Annotated in this window: 19 protein-coding genes and 1 tRNA gene; 12 read left to right on the top strand and 8 right to left on the bottom strand. The window is 38.2% G+C overall.

The window, feature by feature from the left end; translation table 11 throughout:
- Positions 1-247 precede the first annotated feature (247 nt).
- On the top strand, positions 248-793 hold the full coding sequence (gene ruvC / locus J2Y37_RS01830) for a crossover junction endodeoxyribonuclease RuvC (protein WP_004670772.1): 546 nt from the start codon (positions 248-250) through the stop codon (positions 791-793).
- Here the strand turns inward: ruvC and J2Y37_RS01825 are convergent.
- Positions 790-2,277 carry an NAD(P)H-hydrate dehydratase gene (locus tag J2Y37_RS01825; protein WP_349031660.1) on the bottom strand — a complete coding sequence of 496 codons (1,488 nt, stop codon included), beginning with the start codon at positions 2,275-2,277 and terminating at the stop codon, positions 790-792. The genes ruvC and J2Y37_RS01825 overlap by 4 nt on opposite strands.
- Positions 2,278-2,300: 23 nt before the next feature.
- On the opposite strand from J2Y37_RS01825, the gene queG reads away from it, so the two are divergent.
- Positions 2,301-3,425: a tRNA epoxyqueuosine(34) reductase QueG gene (gene queG / locus J2Y37_RS01820; RefSeq protein ID WP_349031659.1), complete on the top strand. Its 1,125-nt coding sequence runs from the start codon at positions 2,301-2,303 to the stop codon at positions 3,423-3,425.
- Positions 3,426-3,492: 67 nt separating this feature from the next.
- Positions 3,493-4,494: a biotin synthase BioB gene (gene bioB / locus J2Y37_RS01815; RefSeq protein ID WP_171063435.1), complete on the top strand. Its 1,002-nt coding sequence runs from the start codon at positions 3,493-3,495 to the stop codon at positions 4,492-4,494.
- Positions 4,495-4,546: 52 nt separating this feature from the next.
- Here the strand turns inward: bioB and J2Y37_RS01810 are convergent, their stop codons facing one another.
- Positions 4,547-4,837, bottom strand: coding sequence for a hypothetical protein (locus J2Y37_RS01810; RefSeq protein WP_349031658.1), 291 nt, complete (start codon positions 4,835-4,837; stop codon positions 4,547-4,549).
- 59 nt (positions 4,838-4,896) lie between these two features.
- Entirely contained in the window at positions 4,897-5,247 is a 351-nt protein-coding gene (locus tag J2Y37_RS01805; protein WP_241322299.1) for a hypothetical protein, read from the bottom strand.
- Between the two features lie 489 nt (positions 5,248-5,736).
- Between J2Y37_RS01805 and J2Y37_RS01800 the strand changes: the two genes are divergently transcribed.
- From J2Y37_RS01800 to J2Y37_RS01775, 6 genes are all read left to right on the top strand, one after another.
- Positions 5,737-6,255 (top strand): fimbrial protein, encoded by a 519-nt coding sequence (locus J2Y37_RS01800; RefSeq protein ID WP_349031657.1) that lies wholly within the window; start codon positions 5,737-5,739, stop codon positions 6,253-6,255.
- An 86-nt stretch (positions 6,256-6,341) separates the two neighbouring features.
- Positions 6,342-7,073, top strand: a complete 732-nt coding sequence (locus J2Y37_RS01795; RefSeq protein ID WP_349031656.1) for a fimbria/pilus periplasmic chaperone — start codon at positions 6,342-6,344, stop codon at positions 7,071-7,073.
- A gap of 61 nt (positions 7,074-7,134) precedes the next feature.
- Positions 7,135-9,687, top strand: a complete 2,553-nt coding sequence (locus tag J2Y37_RS01790; RefSeq protein WP_349031655.1) for a fimbria/pilus outer membrane usher protein — start codon at positions 7,135-7,137, stop codon at positions 9,685-9,687.
- The gene (locus J2Y37_RS01785; RefSeq protein WP_349031654.1) at positions 9,684-10,718 is read left to right on the top strand and encodes a fimbrial protein; all 1,035 of its coding nucleotides are present in this window, start codon (positions 9,684-9,686) and stop codon (positions 10,716-10,718) included. The genes J2Y37_RS01790 and J2Y37_RS01785 overlap by 4 nt, the downstream gene beginning before the upstream one ends.
- Before the next feature lie 163 nt (positions 10,719-10,881).
- Positions 10,882-11,862, top strand: coding sequence for a DUF4882 family protein (locus J2Y37_RS01780; RefSeq protein WP_349031653.1), 981 nt, complete (start codon positions 10,882-10,884; stop codon positions 11,860-11,862).
- Between the two features lie 300 nt (positions 11,863-12,162).
- Positions 12,163-12,456, top strand: a complete 294-nt coding sequence (locus J2Y37_RS01775; RefSeq protein ID WP_349031652.1) for a hypothetical protein — start codon at positions 12,163-12,165, stop codon at positions 12,454-12,456.
- Positions 12,457-12,610: 154 nt separating this feature from the next.
- Here J2Y37_RS01775 and J2Y37_RS01770 read toward each other — a convergent pair whose 3' ends face one another.
- Positions 12,611-12,931: a hypothetical protein gene (locus J2Y37_RS01770; protein ID WP_004670753.1), complete on the bottom strand. Its 321-nt coding sequence runs from the start codon at positions 12,929-12,931 to the stop codon at positions 12,611-12,613.
- 322 nt (positions 12,932-13,253) lie between these two features.
- On the opposite strand from J2Y37_RS01770, the gene J2Y37_RS01765 reads away from it, so the two are divergent.
- The 3 genes from J2Y37_RS01765 to J2Y37_RS01755 all read left to right on the top strand — a co-directional run bounded on the left by J2Y37_RS01765 (position 13,254) and on the right by J2Y37_RS01755 (position 14,933).
- Positions 13,254-13,330: transfer RNA gene (locus J2Y37_RS01765), tRNA-Ile, on the top strand.
- A 167-nt stretch (positions 13,331-13,497) separates the two neighbouring features.
- Entirely contained in the window at positions 13,498-14,043 is a 546-nt protein-coding gene (locus J2Y37_RS01760) for a 1-acyl-sn-glycerol-3-phosphate acyltransferase (protein WP_349031651.1), read from the top strand.
- A 140-nt stretch (positions 14,044-14,183) separates the two neighbouring features.
- Positions 14,184-14,933 carry a YebC/PmpR family DNA-binding transcriptional regulator gene (locus tag J2Y37_RS01755; RefSeq protein ID WP_004670750.1) on the top strand — a complete coding sequence of 250 codons (750 nt, stop codon included), beginning with the start codon at positions 14,184-14,186 and terminating at the stop codon, positions 14,931-14,933.
- 45 nt (positions 14,934-14,978) lie between these two features.
- Here the strand turns inward: J2Y37_RS01755 and J2Y37_RS01750 are convergent, their stop codons facing one another.
- The 4 genes from J2Y37_RS01750 to J2Y37_RS01735 form a co-directional block, all read right to left on the bottom strand.
- Positions 14,979-15,449 (bottom strand): Lrp/AsnC family transcriptional regulator, encoded by a 471-nt coding sequence (locus tag J2Y37_RS01750; protein WP_004670748.1) that lies wholly within the window; start codon positions 15,447-15,449, stop codon positions 14,979-14,981.
- Positions 15,450-15,792: 343 nt separating this feature from the next.
- Positions 15,793-18,057, bottom strand: a complete 2,265-nt coding sequence (locus J2Y37_RS01745) for a bifunctional prephenate dehydrogenase/3-phosphoshikimate 1-carboxyvinyltransferase (protein WP_349031650.1) — start codon at positions 18,055-18,057, stop codon at positions 15,793-15,795.
- Between the two features lie 75 nt (positions 18,058-18,132).
- A complete protein-coding gene (gene pheA / locus J2Y37_RS01740) occupies positions 18,133-19,242 on the bottom strand; it encodes a prephenate dehydratase (protein WP_004670744.1) in 1,110 nt (369 codons plus the stop codon).
- A 215-nt stretch (positions 19,243-19,457) separates the two neighbouring features.
- On the bottom strand, positions 19,458-20,027 hold the full coding sequence (locus J2Y37_RS01735; RefSeq protein WP_349031649.1) for a GNAT family N-acetyltransferase: 570 nt from the start codon (positions 20,025-20,027) through the stop codon (positions 19,458-19,460).
- Positions 20,028-20,077 lie beyond the last annotated feature (50 nt).

Genomic DNA, 20,077 nt, shown 5'->3' with positions numbered 1-20,077 from the left:
ATAAAAATCACTTAATTTTTAAATTAACGCTCATATTTAATACAAATATAAGCTAAAACTAGATTTTGATCGTCTCAGCAAGCAGATTTCCAATAAATACAAAATTCAGTGCCTTTACTTAAAAAACAGATGCTTTGTTCAATAAAACAACTATATCCTTATAATTCAAAATACTACAAAATTATCATGCAGCTAAAAGCCCATTATGTAACAATATCAATCATCCTTTATTCTTTTATAGTGCTGCATGTCACTCATTATTGGTATTGATCCTGGTTCACGTTTAACAGGTTATGGAATTATCGAAAAAGATGGTAACAAATTACGTTTTGTCGATGCAGGAACCATTCGTACTGAAACACAAGAAATGCCTGAACGTTTAAAACGTATTTTTGCAGGTGTTGAACGTATTGTTAAATTTCATGGGCCAACAGAAGCAGCCGTAGAACAAGTATTTATGGCTCAGAATCCTGACTCTGCACTAAAGCTCGGTCAAGCACGTGGCGCAGCAATAGCGGCACTGGTCAATTTAGATTTAAAAGTCGCCGAATATACTGCACGTCAAATCAAGCAGTCTGTTGTTGGCTATGGTGCTGCGGAAAAAGAGCAAGTACAAATGATGGTCATGCGCCTACTTAATTTAAGCATTCAGCCTCAAGCCGATGCTGCCGATGCGCTTGCCGCTGCGATTTGTCATGCACATGCATCAGGAAGTATGACTAAACTAGCAGTGCTGAATGCGTTAGGTGGTATGGCACGTGGACGAAGTCGTTCAAGTAGTAGACGTCGTTAATCATTCACAACTTTATAAATCATTTTTCCCATTTCATAGGCTTGTAAACCACGGATACCCCTTTCAGCTAAAAGATCACCTGCTTGCGCATGTAAGCTAACGATTTCATGCAACTTAACATGCTGATGAAATTGTGCTTTTAAACTGGCGATCATACCTGCCAAGACATCACCCATTCCTCCAGTCCCCATGCCCGCATTACCTTGCGTACAGATAAATAAGTCATCACCTAATTCCAAGGTCAGACTCCCCGCACCTTTGAGCACCCATTGTCCTGCATATTTTTGTTGTAATTGATGAATAGATGCGATTCGATCTTGTTCAATTTCAGCGGCAGTACAGCCCAACAATGTCGCCGCTTCGCCTGAATGCGGAGTTGCATAAATATGTTTATTTAGCTGTTGTGGATGCTTGGCTAGAAACCAAAGTCCATCAGCGTCAAGCACAACTTCTAATTGCATATTTTGATTGAGCGAATCCAACCATTGTTTATAGATATTTTCAGCCCAATCATCTCGCCCTAAACCCATACCAAAACAGACTGCATCAACTTGCTTTAATAGTTGTTGAATGGTTTCTAGATTTAAAGCATTTATATCTCGAACCATAATATTTGGTGAACGCGATAAGATTGCTTGATGGTGTTTAGCATCACACACTACACTGACTTTTCCTGCACCTGCATAAAAAGCAGCTTCAGCAGACATGATGACTGCTCCCCCCATATCAGCATGCCCACCCACAACCAAAACATGCCCAAAACTGCCTTTATGACCAAAGGCTTTGCGTTTAGGTAAAGTGATTTTTTCTGGGGATAAATAAGCCACTGGCTTTAATTCGTCGTCAGTTGGAATTAGGCTGACTAAATGAAGCTTCCCTACAAATTCCTTGCCTTGACCCGTGAACAGTCCAGCTTTATAACCGAGAATCGTAAAAGTTTGGACGGCTTGAATCGCGCAAGGTAAGACTTGCCCTGTATTGGCATGCAAGCCACTTGGAATATCAATTGAAATTTTTAAACCTGTTTGCAGATTAAAAGTTTGGATAATATTTTGCCACTTTTGATCAAGTTTTCGGTTTAATCCAATGCCAAATAAAGCATCAATATGGCAATCAAATAAAAGTCCCTCTTTCTCAAAGAGGGATTTAGGGAGATTTAATAATTGAATATCAATTTGATACTCTTGAGCATATACATAAGCTTGCTTTAGATCAGCAGAGTGACCTAACTCAGTGGCAAATACCGTTACCTCAAAACCCGCTTGTTTTAAAAATGCAGCGATATAATAACCATCACCCGCGTTGTTACCTTGACCACACCACACAGCAATTTTTTTAATGTCTTGTTCTTGAAATTGTTGAAGCAAGTGCTGTGTTATTGCCCAAGCGGCTTGTTGCATCAGTCCCAGTGAAGAATTTTGCTGAGCAAACCAACGCTGCTCCCATGCTTGAATACTTTGACTATGGTAAACTGGACGTCGCATGTTTATTCCCCTGTTATTGGTTTATGGCTTCCACTGCATCATCTCAAAAACTTTCTCAAAAGATTGAACTACAACAGTTTGATCCTCAAGAGCTTAAAGCATGGATCAAAGCACAGGCTTTAGACTTGGGCTTTTCTGATTGTGTCATTGCCAAACCTGATGCTCAAGATCAAATGCCGCGTTTCGAAGAATATTTAAAGCGTGGCTATCATGCTGACATGCACTATTTAGAAGAAAACTTAGAAAAACGTGCAGACCCAACCTTACTCGTCCCTGGAACAAAAAGCATTATTTGTGTGCGAATGAACTATCTTGTGGCATCGCCTAAGCCTCGTTATGTACCACTTGAACCAAATTCAGCCATTATTGCACGCTATGCCCGTGGGCGTGACTATCATAAGGTCATGCGTGGACGACTTAAAACATTGGCCGCGCGTATCAAAGAAAAAGTGGGAGATTTTGAATCACGCCCTTTCGCAGACTCAGCCCCAATTTTTGAAAAATCTTTAGCTGAAAGTGCCGGTATGGGATGGACAGGAAAACATACTTTACTTATCCACAAAAAATCAGGTTCTTTTTTTGTTTTAGGTGAATTGTTTACTTCTTTAGAATTGCCCTTTGATGAACCTGCAACAGCACATTGTGGCTCATGTACTGCCTGTATTGACATCTGCCCAACCCAAGCAATTGTTGAGCCTTATATGCTGGATGCTAGAAAATGTATCGCGTATTTGACCATTGAATATAAAGGTATTATCCCCGAAGACTTGCGGCAAGGTATTGGCAATCGTATATTTGGCTGTGATGACTGTCAGCTTATTTGCCCATGGAATGGTTTTGCTCAAACAGCATCAATCCCTGACTTCGATCCAAGACATCATTTAGACGACATTAGTCTGCTCGAAATATGGCAATGGGATGAAACAACATTTTTAGCCAATACAGAAGGTAGCCCAATCCGTCGTACAGGCTACCAATCCTTTAAGCGCAATATTGCAATCGGTCTAGGAAATGCGCCATACTCATCTGAAATCATAGCCAAATTGCAAGAAGCAAAAACATGGCACGATGAGATTGTAAATGTACATATTGATTGGGCAATTCAACAGCAATTGCACCAAGCAAATGTGCGTCAAATAGAAAAATGATGTTTTTTGCCCTTTGGCTTTGGCATGATTTCTGTATGATTAATCTCAACAAACGTAATCTATCATCATGGATATAACAATGACTGTACGTAATGACTGGACTCGTGATGAAATCCAAGCCCTATATGATCAACCATTTTTAGACTTAGTATTTGAAGCGCAAGGTGTTCATCGTCAACATTTCCAAGCCAATACGATTCAGGTAAGTACGCTTCTTTCTATTAAAACAGGTAAATGCCCTGAAGACTGCAAGTATTGCTCACAATCTGCTCGCTACGATTCTAAATTGGAAGCTGAAAAACGTATCGCAGTAGATAAAGTCATTCGTGAAGCATTATCAGCAAAAGAATCGGGTTCTTCTCGCTTCTGTATGGGTGCAGCTTGGCGTAATCCGCATGAACGTGATATGCCGTATGTACTGGAAATGGTACGTGAAGTGAAAGCACTTGGTTTAGAAACTTGTATGACCTTAGGAATGCTCAATCAATCTCAAGCAGAACGCCTAAAAGATGCTGGTTTGGATTATTACAACCATAACCTTGATACATCCCGCGAATATTATTCACATATTATTAGTACCCGTACTTTTGATGATCGTCTTGATACCTTAGATCATGTCCGCCAAGCGGGTATGAAAGTATGTAGTGGTGGTATTGTTGGCTTAGGCGAAAGCCGTAATGATCGTATTGGTTTATTGCATGAACTTGCGACTATGCCTGTTCATCCTGAGTCTGTGCCAATTAACATGCTAGTACCTATCGAAGGTACACCACTTGCTGATGTTGAAAAACTTGAAGTAACCGAATGGATTCGCACGATCGCTGTTGCACGTATCATCATGCCGCATAGTTATATTCGTTTATCCGCTGGCCGTGAGTCTTTAAGTGATTCTGATCAAGCACTGGCATTTATGGCTGGGGCTAATTCGTTATTCTCTGGTGAAAAGCTCTTAACCACACCAAATGCAGGTGAAGGTAAAGACCAACTCTTGTTTGCTAAACTCGGTCTCACTGCCGAAAAACCGAAACCAAGTATAGCCGAACTCACAGTGGATGCCATGAGCGCATAAATTCAAAAGCCTTGTCATTTGACAAGGCTTTTTTCTAAATAAATCACTAGTTTTAAATTGATGTAACCAATATGCCGTATTTGGCATTCAAAAACATGCCTATCCGGATGATATCCACCCCTGCTGCATGTGTCACAGACAACTCTTGGGTATGCACATCAAAATGAAATGAATCAAAGATCTCTTGATGATGCATCAACCACAAAATGGTATCGCTAATACTTTCATCTACAGTATACGTTTCAGAGTTAAAGTCTTTATCCATCACAATATTCTGATCACTTGATTTGATATAGATATCATAACCAATCGATGACTTGAAATCAGCTCGATAAAAAAACACTGAGCTAAAAGATCATTAACTCAGTGTATCAACGAGGAATTTTGTCTACTTCGCTCAGCTTAAGCCGCTTGTGGGCTGACGATGGTTTGACCGCCTTTTAAGCATGCAACCGCTTTTGGATTAAACTCTAAAGTCAGCACATGATTATCTAAATGCACATGGTAAGCACGAATCAATGCTTGCTGCCCTTCATCAGTGTCGAGTACATATTCATCTGCAATGTTTAAAATACCTTCTAGATTTGTTGTACTTGAAGCTCGATCATGACCAAACAAATCATAAATCGTTTGCAAATTGAAACTCGTGCGCTGTTGTTCTGTAGCGTGACTTTTTAGATAGCCCTCTAAAAACAGGACAAATTTATGAGCAAAAAAATAGTAGTTTGGTTTATGGGTATAAAGCATGTTCATCGAAATCTCCTTATTGGTGTTTTTACCATCAGACCATGTTTAAAAACTAAGCTCCCAATCTTAAGAAATTCTTAAAACCAATTAAGCATTTTTGTTAATGCCGAACTTTTTTGACTCAAAATTCAAAAAAACCGTATTCACACGTAATGTTTGTCATAAAAAATTCATATAAAAAAAGCTCAATTTTGAACAAAAAATAAACATTTGCTCAACTTTTACTTAAAAAAAATCATCAATTTTTTTATGATTTTTCACAAAACTAACAAATAAGATTAATTTTTCTAATAAAAAGATAAAAATAAACAGGGACTTACTTAAGAATTGTATAATATATGATTAATAAATTTATTTTTGTGACGTAGTTTGCATTTTTTTTAATAACTGGTATATTTCGCTCATTACTTGTTCGGCGCAAAAATAACCTGAAAAAGTAATCTAATTCAATTTTTTAGCTGATGTATTCGAGATATTATTATGAAAAAACTTGCTTTGATCGCTACACTTTCAGTTGTAGGTATTGCTAATGCACAAGCTGCTGATGGTACTATTACAATCAATGGTTTAGTTACTGACAAAACTTGTAACATCGTTACTCCAGCGGGTAAAGATTTTATCGTTACTCTTCCAACAGTTTCTAGACAGACTCTAGCAAATGCTGGCGATGTTGCAGGTCGTACTCCTTTCCAAATCAACTTAGAAGATTGTTCAGAAGGTAAAGTTGCTACTTACTTCGAGCCAGGCGCAACTGTTGATTTCAATACAGGTCGTTTAATCAACCAAGCTGCAGCTGGTGCACAAAACGTTGATATCCAATTATTAGGTAACAACAACCAAGTTATTCCAGTACTCGCTGCTGGTGCTACTGGTGCTCAAACTAACTCTCAGTGGGTTGATGTTGTTGAAGGCGGTAGCGCTGATTTGAACTACTATGCTGAATACTACGCTACTGGCGCATCTACTGCTGGTGAAGTAACAACTTCAGTACAATACACAATTATTTATCAATAATTTATTGATAACAGAGTTTCTATGTTTTAGAGCATAGAAACTCTGTTCACTTTTAAATTCATCTGTCTTTTTTGAGAATGTTGCACATGTCATTTAGCGGTTGTAAATTTTTGTCTGGTTTAGCAATTTGTTCTGTGATGGCAACTGCCACACATGCAGAAATGATTATTCATGGCACACGGGTTATTTACCCTTCCGATGCACGTGAAGTAACCTTACAACTTAGTAATAATGGCGCTAAACCTGCACTTGTCCAAGCTTGGATTGATGAAGGTGATCCGAAAAGTACGCCTGACCAATCAAAAGTACCTTTCATGATCACACCTCCGATTTCGCGTGTGGAAGCATCGAAAAGCCAAACGCTTCGTATTACAGCTTTGCCTAGTGCTTCGCAGTTAAATCAACAACAAGAAACTGTACTTTGGTTAAATGTTTTAGATATTCCACCTAGCCCAACAGGTAAAGGGAATGAAGCTGCTCCAGATAATTTCTTGCAACTTGCAATTCGCTCACGAATTAAGTTTTTTTATCGACCAGCAAGTATTAAAGAAGATGCCAACTTAGCAGCCGATAAACTGCAATGGCAAAAATCAGGTCAAAGCCTTGTTATAAAAAATCCAACTCCTTTCCACATTACCATGACCTCAATTTTCCAAGTCAATGGTGATAAAAAAGTCGATTTATTACCTCAAGGTCTCATGTTAAAGCCTTTTTCTGAAGATCGAGTTCAACTGAAAAACACGAATACTGAGAAGATGAGTTTTATCAATGTAAATGATTATGGCGGACGTGTCGAAAGACCAATCAAATTCCAATAATCATTCTTCACTTAAATAACCAATAATTTTAAGTACCTATACCATATAGGCGATTTTTATCATGTCTAAACAGCACGCACCACATAGATTATTAAAGCGTCATATTTGTTTTTACCTTGCATCTGGCATGGTCAGTATGACTGTACCTGTTATGGTCTATGCAGACGAGCCCGCACACAAAAATGCGATGGAAGCTGAGTTTAACTCTTCTTTTTTAATCGGTGATGCACAAAAGATTGATATTTCGCGTTTTAAATATGGCAACCCCGTTTTAGCTGGCGAATATAACGTCGATGTATATATCAATGGCCAATGGTTCGGAAAACGCCGAATGGTGTTTAAAGCAGTTGATCCAAAACAAAATGCGATCACATGCTTTAACTCAGGTGCACTACTCGAGTACGGCGTAAAACAAGATATTCTTGCTCAACAACAATCCGCTTTGTCACAAAATAGTTGTTTAAAAATAGATGAATGGATTGAGGACGCCTACTATGATTTTGATACATCAAAATTACGTATAGATATTTCTATTCCTCAAGTTGCATTACAAAAAAATGCACAAGGCTATGTTGATCCAAGTATTTGGGATCGCGGTATCAATGCTGGGTTCTTATCTTATAGCGGTACTGCCTATAAGACGTTCAATCGTAGTAACGACAATAAAGAAACAACCAATGCGTTCATTGCCTTAACAGCTGGAGCAAATATAGCAGGTTGGCAGTTACGCCATAACGGTCAATGGCAATGGAAAGACCGACCGAATGAAGATGAAAAGAAATCAAATTATCAAACTACAAGTACCTATTTACAACGTGCTTTCCCACAATATCGTAGTGTTTTAACACTGGGTGATAGTTTTACCAATGGTGAAATTTTTGATTCATTTGGATATCGTGGTATCGATTTTTCAAGTGATGATCGCATGTTACCAAATAGTATGCTGGGCTATGCCCCACGTATTCGTGGTAACGCTAAAACTAATGCCAAGGTAGAGGTTCGTCAACAAGGTCAATTAATCTATCAAACCACTGTATCACCAGGAAGTTTTGAAATTAATGATCTTTATCCAACAGGCTTTGGTGGTGAACTCGAAGTTTCGGTCATCGAATCTAGTGGCGAAATACAAAGATTTGCAATTCCCTATTCTTCGGTCGTACAAATGTTACGTCCGGGCATGAGTAGATATTCTGTTACTGCGGGTGAGTTCCGTGATCGTGATATTGATTTAGACCCTTGGGTTGTACAAGGTAAATATCAACGCGGTATCAACAACTACTTAACGGGCTATACGGGTTTTCAAGCGACTGAAAAATATGCTTCAGCGTTAGTCGGTACTGCCTTTGCAACACCTATTGGTGCGATTTCACTCGATGTTACGCATTCTGAAGCTGATTTTGAAAAAAAAGAATCGCAATCAGGTCAAAGTTATCGCCTCAGTTATAGTAAGTTAATTGCGCCAACAAGCACCAACCTAACCTTAGCAGCGTATCGCTACTCGACTGAAAATTATTATAAATTACGTGATGCGCTATTAATTCGTGATTTAGAACAAAAAGGAATGAACAGCTTCGCTGTTGGTAAACAACGTAGTGAATTCCAAATTACCTTGAATCAGGGGCTACCTGATGGTTGGGGTAACTTCTACATGGTTGGTTCATGGGTCGATTACTGGAATCGCAAGGAAAGCGGCGAGCAATATCAAATTGGTTATAGCAATAATTACCATGGTTTGACTTATGGTTTATCTGCAACCAATCGTCAAATTGACTATGGTTCAAATAATCAAACACGTGATACCGAATATTTGATGACGCTTTCATTCCCATTGAGCTTTAAAAAGCATTCAATGAATGTCAATGCAAACGCATCACAAAACAACCGTACTGTTGGTGTCAGTGGCACAGTAGGAGATCGTTTTAGTTATGGTTCATCTATGTCCCACCAAGATTATAACAACCCTACTCTAAACGTGAATGCTCGATACCGCACCAATTATACAACTGTTGGTGGTTCATACAGTATTGCTGACGCGTATCAGCAAGCAATGGTTAGCCTCACAGGTAATATTGTTGCACATCGTGATGGTGTTTTATTTGGCCCTGAACAAGGTCAAACCATGGTACTTGTTTATGCGCCTGACGCTGCTGGTGCAAAAGTGAATAATACAACTGGTTTAACAGTAAATAAGGATGGCTATGCTGTTATTCCTTACGTTACTCCATATCGTTTAAATGATATCACTTTAGATCCGCAAGAAATGTCGACTCATGTTGAGTTGGAAGAAACCAGTCAGCGTATTGCTCCGTTTGCTGGTGCAATCACAAAAGTCGATTTTTCTACCAAAACAGGTTATGCCATTTATATCGCTGCAAAAACAGCAACAGGTGAAAGTCTTCCATTTGCGGCACAAGTGTTTGATCAAAACAATGAAGCAGTTGGTATCGTCGCTCAAGGTAGTATGGTTTATTTGCGTACACCTAAAGCACAAGATCACCTATATGTAAAATGGGGTGAAGATAGCGCTGAGCAATGTGAAATTACCTATGACGTAACGGCACAACTTGCGCAAGATCAACAAAGTTTAATAATGACTGAGGCGGTTTGTAAATGAAAAAATTACTCTTAAACAGTGTTTTACTTACCGCAGGTCTCGGTTTCTATGCTGAGGCAAATGCAGCTTGCGCACCAACATCAGGGTTCACAACTAAAGACATTAGTATGGCTGTTGGTCGAGTCGTTGTTCGGCCTAGCGATGCAGTTGGCACAATTCTCAGAAAAGCAACTTTTCCAATTAACCCAAATAATTCAACGATTAATTGTACTCGGTATTCAACTGGGACTGTACGTGCGGATTTAACTCAAAGCTACCCAGTAAGTAATCTTGGAAATAATATCTATACGACTAACATTCCTGGAATTGGCATTCGTCTCTACCGTGAAGCTCAAAATAGTACGAATTTTTCTGGTTATTATCCCTACTCTAGAACAATTACTGGTGGCTCCAACTGGAATGGTACAAATTATTCTTTAGATACAGGATATTTTGTAGTAGAAATCGTCAAAACTGCTGCTAATACTGGTTCTGGCACTTTAGTTCCTGGTCAATATAGTACTTATTATTTAACATCACATCCATCACAACCTATTTTAACTAGCCATGTTTATGGCAATGCGATTACCATCGCATCTTCTTCATGTGAGCTTCAAGGTAATATCAATAAAGTCGTCACACTACCCACTGTTACAAAGTCAGGGTTTACAGGCATTGGTTCAACTCAAGGAACTCAATCATTTGATCTAAATATTCTCTGTAATGGTGGTGTAAACCCAACAGGGTATGAAGAAAAAAACCTAATTAGTTTAAGTTTTGATTACTTACAAGATGGAACTAATAATCAGGTCCTCTCAAATATATCACCGGCTGCCACTAGAGCGAATGGTGTCGGCGTACAGCTCCTTTGGAATTACAACAGCAAAAACCAAGTGATAAAGAAAGGTGATAAATTAGAAATTGGTACAGTGAAGTCCAATGAGACTGTGCAATACAATGTTCCACTGACAGCACAATATTATCAGACCGCAAATAATGTGAGTGCTGGCACAGTTCGTGCGATGGCAACAGTGACTATTGAATACGACTAATTTTTCTAGAGACCTCCTTTAAAACAGGAGGTCTTTTTTTATAAAAATTAAACTAAAGATCTTGAAATTTTCATTTTGTAAAAAATTCAAACTCATTAAGAAGTCTGAACTTTTAAGTTTTATTTTAAAAAATTTTAAACCACTTAACTTATAGGAACCATCAATGAAAAAAATTGGCATATTGACGCTTAGCTTAGCCCTGCTTGGCTGTGGTGAAAATCAAAATAACTCACAAAGCAACACAACCTCCCAATCTAGAGCAGCAACATCAACAAGCTTAAGTTTACGTAGTCTAAATCAGAGCGAAACATGTCAGTATAGCTTTGATGCAACACAAGAAGATTATAATGATTTATGGAACAATCAAAATTCAGACTATCTGATCGATGTATTTCCTACAATCAATGGACAAAAATTTAGCTTAACTGTTGCCCCTCCATATTTTTCAATTAATGATCCTGAATATGGGACTTTTAATTATTTAGAATATTTAGCTACTAGTAAAGCCAAGCTATATTCAGCAAAAGATTCTATATACTTTCCATACTTACAAGATGGTTTAGGCGATTTTAGCTTACCAACAACAGGGATTCTTGCAATTGAAATGCAACTAGAAATTCCCGCAGCTCCACTTAACGGTGGATACTATGGCGAACCTAGTTCATCATATATAACAGATATTAATTTCAGTGGTGAAACCGATAATGGCTATATCGTAAAATCCCTCTATTCGTTTGCAGCAGGCAGTGCTGATCCCGATTTTGGTGAAAACCCTCCATTTGTATTATTCACTCTCGGTTACCAAAATAGTGATAACACAGAATATACTTCAGCCGCTTATTACTACAATAAATTAACAGAGTATCAAAGCAAGTATCACCGATTAGGTATTTATATCAACCAAAATACCAAACAGGTTGGTTTTATCGTTAATGGTATTGATCAAGGATACAAAGGAACCCTACCAGCCCAATTGAAAAATATAGGTTTTGATATCCGTAACTGGGTTGGATCTGATAAAGATGGTACATTCTCAGACAAACTCGCAGGGTTAGAGTTTTCATCCGAGCTGATCACTGACCGCAATGCCCTACAGTTCAATTACCCTCAAGGTACAACCGACATCTGTGGCAATACTATTTAAATCATAAAAATTCAAACCCAATCTTATGATTGGGTTTTTTATATCGACATTAAAGAACATATATGAGCATTTTCATTACTATCTATTAAAATCCCTTATAAATCAAAAAACTCACAATATAAATAAAATTAGTGATGCAGTTATCACAACCAAAAAGCAGACAAAACTATCAATAAAAAGATAAAACCAAAACCACATCACATTTAAAAAATTAATTTAATCAATATTTTATTTCGATATTGCCTTCATAATAATTTCCATGTTAATTAATAATATATACATAGATAAAAGGAAATAATTATGTATAAAAAATCATATAAACTATTATTAGCATTCTCATTAATATCAATTTCGACGATCAGTTTTGCAACGGGAACCATTCAAATCAATGGAAATATTGTTGAGGATACTTGTACAACCCATCACCACAACCCTGATTGTGAGCGAATTAACGATTTATTCAAGAAAATAAGCAACCTATCAACATCTTTAGAAGATTTAAATAATCAATCACAGAAAAATAGTATAACTGAAATAAAAGTTGAACCACTACCAGATCAAAGGAGTGCCATTATTATCGCAAGTTATTATTAAAGCAGAGGTTTAAATCATTATTTAAAATTGATATGTGCTATTAAAAATAACATTTTAGCTTAATTTAATAGCACATCAATCAAATCACTCATACTTTAGTTTGTAATAATATCTTGATTATTCAAAATAAAGATTTTATTAGCAATAAAATTGACTAATCAAAATCAAAACCGACCAAATGAGATTTTTCCCAGTGTTCATTCATCCGTTCTGAAATTTTTACTTTTGATAAGTCCTCTTCTACATAAAACAACCGAGTTTCTTTATCTTTCTTTAGCAACATTAAATGGTAATTGATCAGGTTCTTCTTCATGGTCAAAGTGAAATCCCTATTTGAATGATCAACTAAATCCTGCTCTGCTTTCCTCACATCATCGTGCTGAATTACCCAATTGAGCTGTACAGGGTCACTCAACTCTACTGGAACTACTAGTACCTCTCCGTCCTTAAACCCACCTAGATACGCTATTTTCATATTCTTCTCATTTTATTTGTTGTTCATGTATTTATTAAATCACAAAACCATTCAACCGCAAATCAAAGATGGATAAGCATTGAACCATCCTGACCTAATCGCATTCATATCCCAAGATAAAATGAAGTTTGGATGGCTTGAAAATGATCAAAACTGCACAATATTGTCTTTACTCAACACATGAACATCAGATAGAATCAGCTCAGTTTTGATTTTACACACTATTTTTAGTGATTTGATAAAATCATCTGCTTGTAATTTAAGTTAAATTTGACTAAGATCAGGCAACAATAAATCATACCAAATATGATTTAATCTTATAGGGCCTATAGCTCAGTTGGTTAGAGCAGCGGACTCATAATCCGTTGGTCCCGTGTTCGAGTCACGGTGGGCCCACCAAATATTAAACCTTCTAAACTATACGTTTAGAGGGTTTTTCTATTTTATCTCTATACTGTTATTGGATTTCGTTAGCCAATTACATCAACAAATCCTAAATATTCGGATATATATTTTCCTCAAAACTCATATTACACTGCTGACACGAAATTGTAATGATGATAACCATGAGAAAAATTTTAGGAAAATCCATCTTTAAAGCAACAGGCTGGCAATACAATGTTGATCCAACAATTTTAGAAAAGAAGCAGGTCATCATTGGATTTGAACACTCGTCTAATCTAGATACCATCTTATCTCTTGCGTTGTTTGAGATTTTAGAACTAAAAATTCATACTTTAATCAAAAAAGAACTATTCAAAGGTCCTTTAAAACCAGTCTTGAAACGCCTCGGTGGAATTGCTGTTGATCGTAAAGCCAACAAAGATATCGTGACGCAAATGGTTGAGCTTTTTAACCAGAACGACAGCTTCAACCTTGTGATCGCACCTGAAGCCACACGTGCTAAAAGTAGTCAAGAACGTAAACCTATTCGTACAGGTTTTTGGCATATCGCCAAAGCAGCCAATGTACCGATTATTTTGATGTACGCCAACCCACGTACAAAGCAAGGTGGAATCCTAGGTAAAATTTATCCAGCCGATCTACAACAAGACTTAGAACAAATTAAAGCACTTTATGCTGAATATGGAATAGACGTAAAAATTAACTAAGTAATCGCCCTTATTTGATCAATCTTTGAAGGTTGAGCAAGATTTTAGATTTGAATATAGGGCCCGATAGTTTTCAACGAAACCATGGCTATGCTAATATTCAGTCACTTTTTGAGTTTTAATTTTTTGGAGTTACTTCCATGGCGGGTCATTCAAAATGGGCCAATATTAAGCATCGTAAAGCCAAACAAGATGCAAGTCGCGGCAAGGTTTTTACTAAATATATCCGTGAAATCGTAACTGCTGCGAGATTAGGCGGTCCAGATGCGGCAAGCAACCCCCGTCTGCGCGCTGTAGTTGAGAAAGCACTTTCAGTCAATATGACACGTGATACTATCAACCGTGCGATTCAACGCGGTGCTGGTGGTGATGATAATGATGATTTAAAAGAAGTGACCTATGAAGGTTATGGTGTTGGTGGCGTTGCTGTAATCGTAGAAACGATGACAGATAACTTAAACCGTACAGTGCCAGATGTTCGTCACTGCTTCTCTAAAACAAACGGTAACTTGGGTACTTCTGGTTCTGTTGCTTACATGTTTACTAAACGCGGCGAAATTACTTTTGAAGATGTTTCTTTAGAAGACCAAATTATGGATGCTGCATTAGAAGCAGGCGCCGAAGACATCGAGGTTTCTGAAGATGAAATCTTAGTCATCACAACACCAGAAAGTTTTGGTGATGTGCAAGATGCGTTAAGTGCTGCTGGCTTAAAGTCGGATAATGCAGAAGTTGTGATGAGCCCATCAACCAAAGCAGAAATCACAGACATTGAGCAAGCTAAGCTCATCATGAAAATGATTGATATGTTTGAAGATTTAGACGACGTTCAAAACGTTTATACCAATGTTGAATTCTCTGATGAAGTATTAGCTCAGCTAGATGCTTAATCAATAGAGAATCAGAAAAAAATGCATCTTTTTAGATGCATTTTTTTATAGCTTATTTAAAAGTTTATAACAGTTAAATACGTTGTATTCTTTGATCACAAAACTTGAATGTAAAGCAACAACACTATCAATCTTGCCGATACGGCGTAACAAGATTTCACTGTAGTCATCCATATTACGTGCAACCAGTTCTAAAATAAAATCAGCACTCTGTCCTGTGACCAAAAAAGCATTCGTCACTTCTGGGATGTCTTCAATTTCGGCTAAGAACTTATCAAAAGTTTCGCTATCATGTTTACTCAATGAGACCTGCAAAAGAATATGCAAGCTAAAGCCTAATTTATTGAAGTTAATTTCTCGTTTAAGCTGCCCCATTACTTTTGATTCAATCAAGTTTTTTATACGGCGATGGACAGAACTTACCGATAGATTAATGCGTTCTGACAATTCATTCAGATTTACATCTTCATGTGTCAAAACTTCAAGAATTTGTTTATCAAAACGATCAAGTTCCATTTCACCATCCCTTTTATATCTCGAAATATAGGAAAATACAGCGCTCCTATCATTATTCCTGTCTTTTCATTTTTTGCAAAGAACATTTGGTAAAATTTTCTAATCATTTCTATATTTAATATTTTTTCTTATTGGAAAATGCTCCTATCATTCAATAATTTCTCACTTTTGGATATTTTTATCGATATTTTTTCAATCGAGATCTTGTCGTTAAATACTTATTTTCAAGCGGAGTTTTATGCAGTGAAATTTACAAGCTAAACAATAAAAAAGAAAAACCGAGCTAATTGTTTAACTCGGTTTTAGTTCAAATGTGATCACTGTTAGCGTTAAGCAAAATGTATTATGGATTCACAACTTGTAAATCTAAGCCCGCTGTATTTGCTAGTTCAGTAAACGTAGGGAAACTTGTTGCAACCGTTTCTGTACCCAGAATGGTAATCTCGCCTGAAGTACGTAAGCCAGCAATACTAAAGCTCATGGCGATACGATGGTCATGATGTGATTCAATCTCACCACCAGCGAAGATTGCTGACCAATCACCAGACTTGCCCTTACCTTCGATGATGATGCCATCTTCAGTTGGGGTGCAATCAATTCCCATGATTTTCAAACCATCCGCCATCACTTGGATACGGTCGGATTCTTTAACACGAAGTTCTGCCGCACCAGTAAGAACGGTTTGCCCTTCTGCACATGCAGCAGCAATAAATAACGCTGGGAATTCATCAATTGCTAAAGGCACTTGATCTTCAGGCATGTGAATACCTTTTAATGTTCTCGATCCTTTGATATGAATATCCGCAATCGGCTCACCACCAGCGATACGTTCATTTTCAACGCTGATATCTGCACCCATTTGCTTAAGGATTTCAATTACACCCGTACGTGTTGGATTGATCCCCACAGCTTCTAGGACAACATCTGCATTCTCAGTAATTGCAGCGCCGACCATAAAGAACGCAGCCGAGGAAATATCAGATGGTACTTGAATATCCGTACCAACCAATTTACCGCCACCAACGAGGGAAATTTTATTACCCTCTGTTTTCACATCATAGCCAAAGGCACGTAGCATACGTTCGGTATGATCACGTGTAGGTTCAGGTTCAGTCACAGAAGTTTCACCTTCTGCCCATAAGCCAGCCAATAAAATGCCTGATTTCACCTGAGCAGAAGCCATCGGTAAGTTGTACTGAATGCCTTTTAACGCTTGGCTACCCGTAATACTGACTGGCGGTGTACCTTTCTCACCTGTGGTTTGGATTTGCGCACCCATTTCACGAAGTGGCTTGGCAATACGCTCCATCGGACGTTTAGACAACGATGCATCGCCCATCATCACCGAATCAAATTTTTGCGCTGAGAGCATACCTGACAATAAACGCATACTGGTACCTGAATTACCCATATACAATGCGCTTGCAGGTGCTTTTAAACCGTGCATACCTACCCCATGAATAGTGACTTCACCATTCTTAGGGCCTTCAATGCTTACTCCCATGTCACGGAACGCTTGAAGAGTCGCTAATGCATCCTCACCTTCCAAGAAGCCTGTAACGTGCGTTGTACCCTCGGCAATTGCACCAAACATAATTGAGCGATGTGACACAGATTTGTCACCCGGTACAGTGAATTTACCTGAGAATGTTTTCTTTCCCGGTAAAATGCTAAATTGCTGTGTCACCTTATTTTTCTCCATCAAAGGTTTGTTGGCTAACATATGGTTGAAGTGTTGACGTGCCGCCTGTGCATGTCCAAGTAAGCCCATCAACGCTTGAGAATCTTCTTGTTCGATCAATTTTTTTAAAACTGACAATTGCTGTTCAAAACCATCAACAGCATTCAAAATTGCAGTTTTATTGGCAAAGAAAATATCATGCCACATCTGCGGATCACTGGCTGCGATACGTGAAAAGTCTCTAAAACCACCCGCAGCATAACGGAAAATATCTAAATTATCTTCACGATTCGCCAGTTGTTCCACTAAATTGAATGCCATCAAATGTGGTAAATGACTGGTATGAGCCAACACTTCATCATGCTTGGTCACATCCATGCAGATCACTTCTGCTTTCGCCGCTGACCAAAGCTGAATCAACTTCTCAACTGCCCAATCCGCACTACTTGGAAGTGGCGTCAAAATCACTTTATGATTTGCGAATAAATCAGCTTTGCCCGCATGTACACCCGTATGTTCTGCGCCTGCAATCGGATGCCCCGGTACAAATCCAGCTGGTAGATTTTCACCAAAAACTGCTTTTGCAGCATCAACCACATTACCCTTGGTGCTGCCAACGTCTGTGATGATGACATTTTCCGCAAGAAAAGGCTTGATCTGCTCAAGGACTTTCTGTGTTGCCCGCACAGGAAGTGCGAGCACAATTAAATCTGCCCCCTGAACTGCTTCCTCAGGATTTTCATAACCGTGTTGAATCAAACCCAATGCGAGTGCGTCAGCTAATGTTTTTTTTGAGCGCGTTGAAGCCACAATTTGAGCTGCAAGTTGTTCTGCCACAATCACACGCGCAAGACTAGAACCGATCAGCCCAAGCCCAATAAAAGCGACTTTTTTAAACAATACTTTAGAAATAGGTGGTTGAGACATAAAAGATGTTTGCCTAATAAGACGATTTTGATATGGATAGATGTATAAACCATCTACCCACACGATCAAACAGAATTATAAAACAGCGATTGGATAAGAACCGAGTACACGTAACTCTTTCACCATCGGACGAATTTCATCCAATGCCGCAGCCACATTTTCCTGATCAATATGACCTTCTAAATCAATAAAGAACACATACGCCCATTTTTCAGGCAGTGCTGGTCGAGTTTCGATACTGGTCAAGCTAATCTGATGCTTCGCAAATGGTGCAAGTATTTCTAATAGAGCACCTGCACGGTCGTGTGCTGAAATCAACAACGAGGTCTTATCATTGCCACTTTGAGGAATTTTCTCACGACCGATCACTAGGAAACGCGTTGTATTTTCAGGATTATCTTCAATATTGCTGTGCAAAATCTCAAGATTGTACATGCTTGCTGCGATATCAGACGCAATGGCAGCCGAGTGCCATTCATTACGGATACGACGAGCAGCTTCTGCATTGGAATTTAGGGCAACACGTTCAACACCTGGATAATGTGCATCTAACCATTTACGACATTGCGCCAAGGTTTGTTGATGTGCATAAATCTGTTTAATACTGTCTTTTCGAGTATTTTCAGAAACAAGAAATTGATGATGAATACGTAATTCAACCTCACCGATCACATTTAGGGTCGATGCCTTAAAGCAATCAAGGGTATGGTTCACAATCCCTTCCGATGAGTTCTCAACAGGAACGACACCATAATGTGCGCTACCCGCTTCAACTTCACGGAACACTTCATCAATTGTTGGTAATGGACGCACAATCGCATCTTGACCAAAGTGTTTAAGTACGGCTGACTGAGTAAATGTACCTTCTGGACCTAAGAATGCAATACTTTGCGGTGCTTCAAGCGCCAAACATGCAGACATGATTTCACGAAATAACCGTGCCATGGTTGCATCGGATAAAGGGCCTTGATTGCGTTCCATGACTTTACGTAAGACCTGAGCTTCACGTTCTGGACGATAAAACAAAGGATTATCTTCGGCTGCAAACTTCGCTTTAGCGACAGTTTCTGCCAGCGTAGCGCGACGATTGAGTAACTCTTGGATTTGTTGATCAACACTATCAATATCGTTACGAATTTGTTCTAAATTGAGTGAAGTCGATGTGTTTTGTCCATCGTTTACCATTGAATGCAGCCTCAGCAAAATCATCTATAAGAATGGATTACAATTCATCAATGAATTGTTCAATTCAGCTAGTATAACAAGACTTTCACACATTAAACACGCTGAGTTTTAACTCTTTTACGATGGGATCAATATTCAAAAAAGAAGTCAATACAATCAAAACCCACCAAAAATAACAAAACAATCTTGTGATTTATACGTAAGAAAAATAAGAATTATTCCATTAGGATTGTATAGACACATAAATGGCGCAGAGACCGATCAACTGGGTTTCTAAGCGCATTTCGCATGATGCTTTCTAATTGGAAACCAAGTCGTTCACATAACTTTCTCGCATCTTGATTTTCTTGATCAACAAGAGCCTCTATACGTTTAAAGCTATAATGCACCTGTAAGACCTCAAGTAAGCGTTGTATCGCCTGCTTCATCAAACCTTGTTTATTGAATACAATGTTTCCCCAAAAACCAATTTCTAGTCTAGGTATCTCCCAACAGATATTATGCAACCCAACCAGATCAATTAACCGTTCTGTTTTCTTATGTCGAATAACAAAAACGACATCCTTATTTTTTGATAGGTTATCTTGCACGGTCTGACAATATAATTTCGTATTTTCTAAACTTTGTTTATTTAATACCCAAGGAATTGTTGCGGGATACTTCTGCAAATGAGCTAGAGAATCTATGATCGCCTCATATACATCGTTAGCATCTTCTTCACACAATACATGTAAATAAAACTCTTCATTTGCGAGTGCCGAAATAAACTCCTGATTTTGAAACAAGTTTATCCCCCATAAAATGATATTTTTAAATATAAAAAAGTTGAATCAGA

The sequence above is a fragment of the Acinetobacter sp. 3657 genome, from assembly GCF_031456775.1.
Lineage (GTDB): Bacteria > Pseudomonadota > Gammaproteobacteria > Pseudomonadales > Moraxellaceae > Acinetobacter.
This window is presented reverse-complemented; position numbering and strand designations above follow the sequence as displayed.

What these genes read in the sequence shown, in the direction of transcription:
- ruvC (WP_004670772.1), top strand. Translation starts at nt 248, where the DNA reads ATGTCACTCATTATTGGTATTGATCCTGGTTCACGTTTAACAGGTTAT.
- J2Y37_RS01825 (WP_349031660.1), bottom strand. Translation starts at nt 2,277, where the DNA reads ATGCGACGTCCAGTTTACCATAGTCAAAGTATTCAAGCATGGGAGCAG.
- queG (WP_349031659.1), top strand. Translation starts at nt 2,301, where the DNA reads ATGGCTTCCACTGCATCATCTCAAAAACTTTCTCAAAAGATTGAACTA.
- bioB (WP_171063435.1), top strand. Translation starts at nt 3,493, where the DNA reads ATGGATATAACAATGACTGTACGTAATGACTGGACTCGTGATGAAATC.
- J2Y37_RS01805 (WP_241322299.1), bottom strand. Translation starts at nt 5,247, where the DNA reads ATGAACATGCTTTATACCCATAAACCAAACTACTATTTTTTTGCTCAT.
- J2Y37_RS01795 (WP_349031656.1), top strand. Translation starts at nt 6,342, where the DNA reads ATGTCATTTAGCGGTTGTAAATTTTTGTCTGGTTTAGCAATTTGTTCT.
- J2Y37_RS01790 (WP_349031655.1), top strand. Translation starts at nt 7,135, where the DNA reads ATGTCTAAACAGCACGCACCACATAGATTATTAAAGCGTCATATTTGT.
- J2Y37_RS01785 (WP_349031654.1), top strand. Translation starts at nt 9,684, where the DNA reads ATGAAAAAATTACTCTTAAACAGTGTTTTACTTACCGCAGGTCTCGGT.
- J2Y37_RS01780 (WP_349031653.1), top strand. Translation starts at nt 10,882, where the DNA reads ATGAAAAAAATTGGCATATTGACGCTTAGCTTAGCCCTGCTTGGCTGT.
- J2Y37_RS01775 (WP_349031652.1), top strand. Translation starts at nt 12,163, where the DNA reads ATGTATAAAAAATCATATAAACTATTATTAGCATTCTCATTAATATCA.
- J2Y37_RS01770 (WP_004670753.1), bottom strand. Translation starts at nt 12,931, where the DNA reads ATGAAAATAGCGTATCTAGGTGGGTTTAAGGACGGAGAGGTACTAGTA.
- J2Y37_RS01760 (WP_349031651.1), top strand. Translation starts at nt 13,498, where the DNA reads ATGAGAAAAATTTTAGGAAAATCCATCTTTAAAGCAACAGGCTGGCAA.
- J2Y37_RS01755 (WP_004670750.1), top strand. Translation starts at nt 14,184, where the DNA reads ATGGCGGGTCATTCAAAATGGGCCAATATTAAGCATCGTAAAGCCAAA.
- J2Y37_RS01750 (WP_004670748.1), bottom strand. Translation starts at nt 15,449, where the DNA reads ATGGAACTTGATCGTTTTGATAAACAAATTCTTGAAGTTTTGACACAT.
- J2Y37_RS01745 (WP_349031650.1), bottom strand. Translation starts at nt 18,057, where the DNA reads ATGTCTCAACCACCTATTTCTAAAGTATTGTTTAAAAAAGTCGCTTTT.
- pheA (WP_004670744.1), bottom strand. Translation starts at nt 19,242, where the DNA reads ATGGTAAACGATGGACAAAACACATCGACTTCACTCAATTTAGAACAA.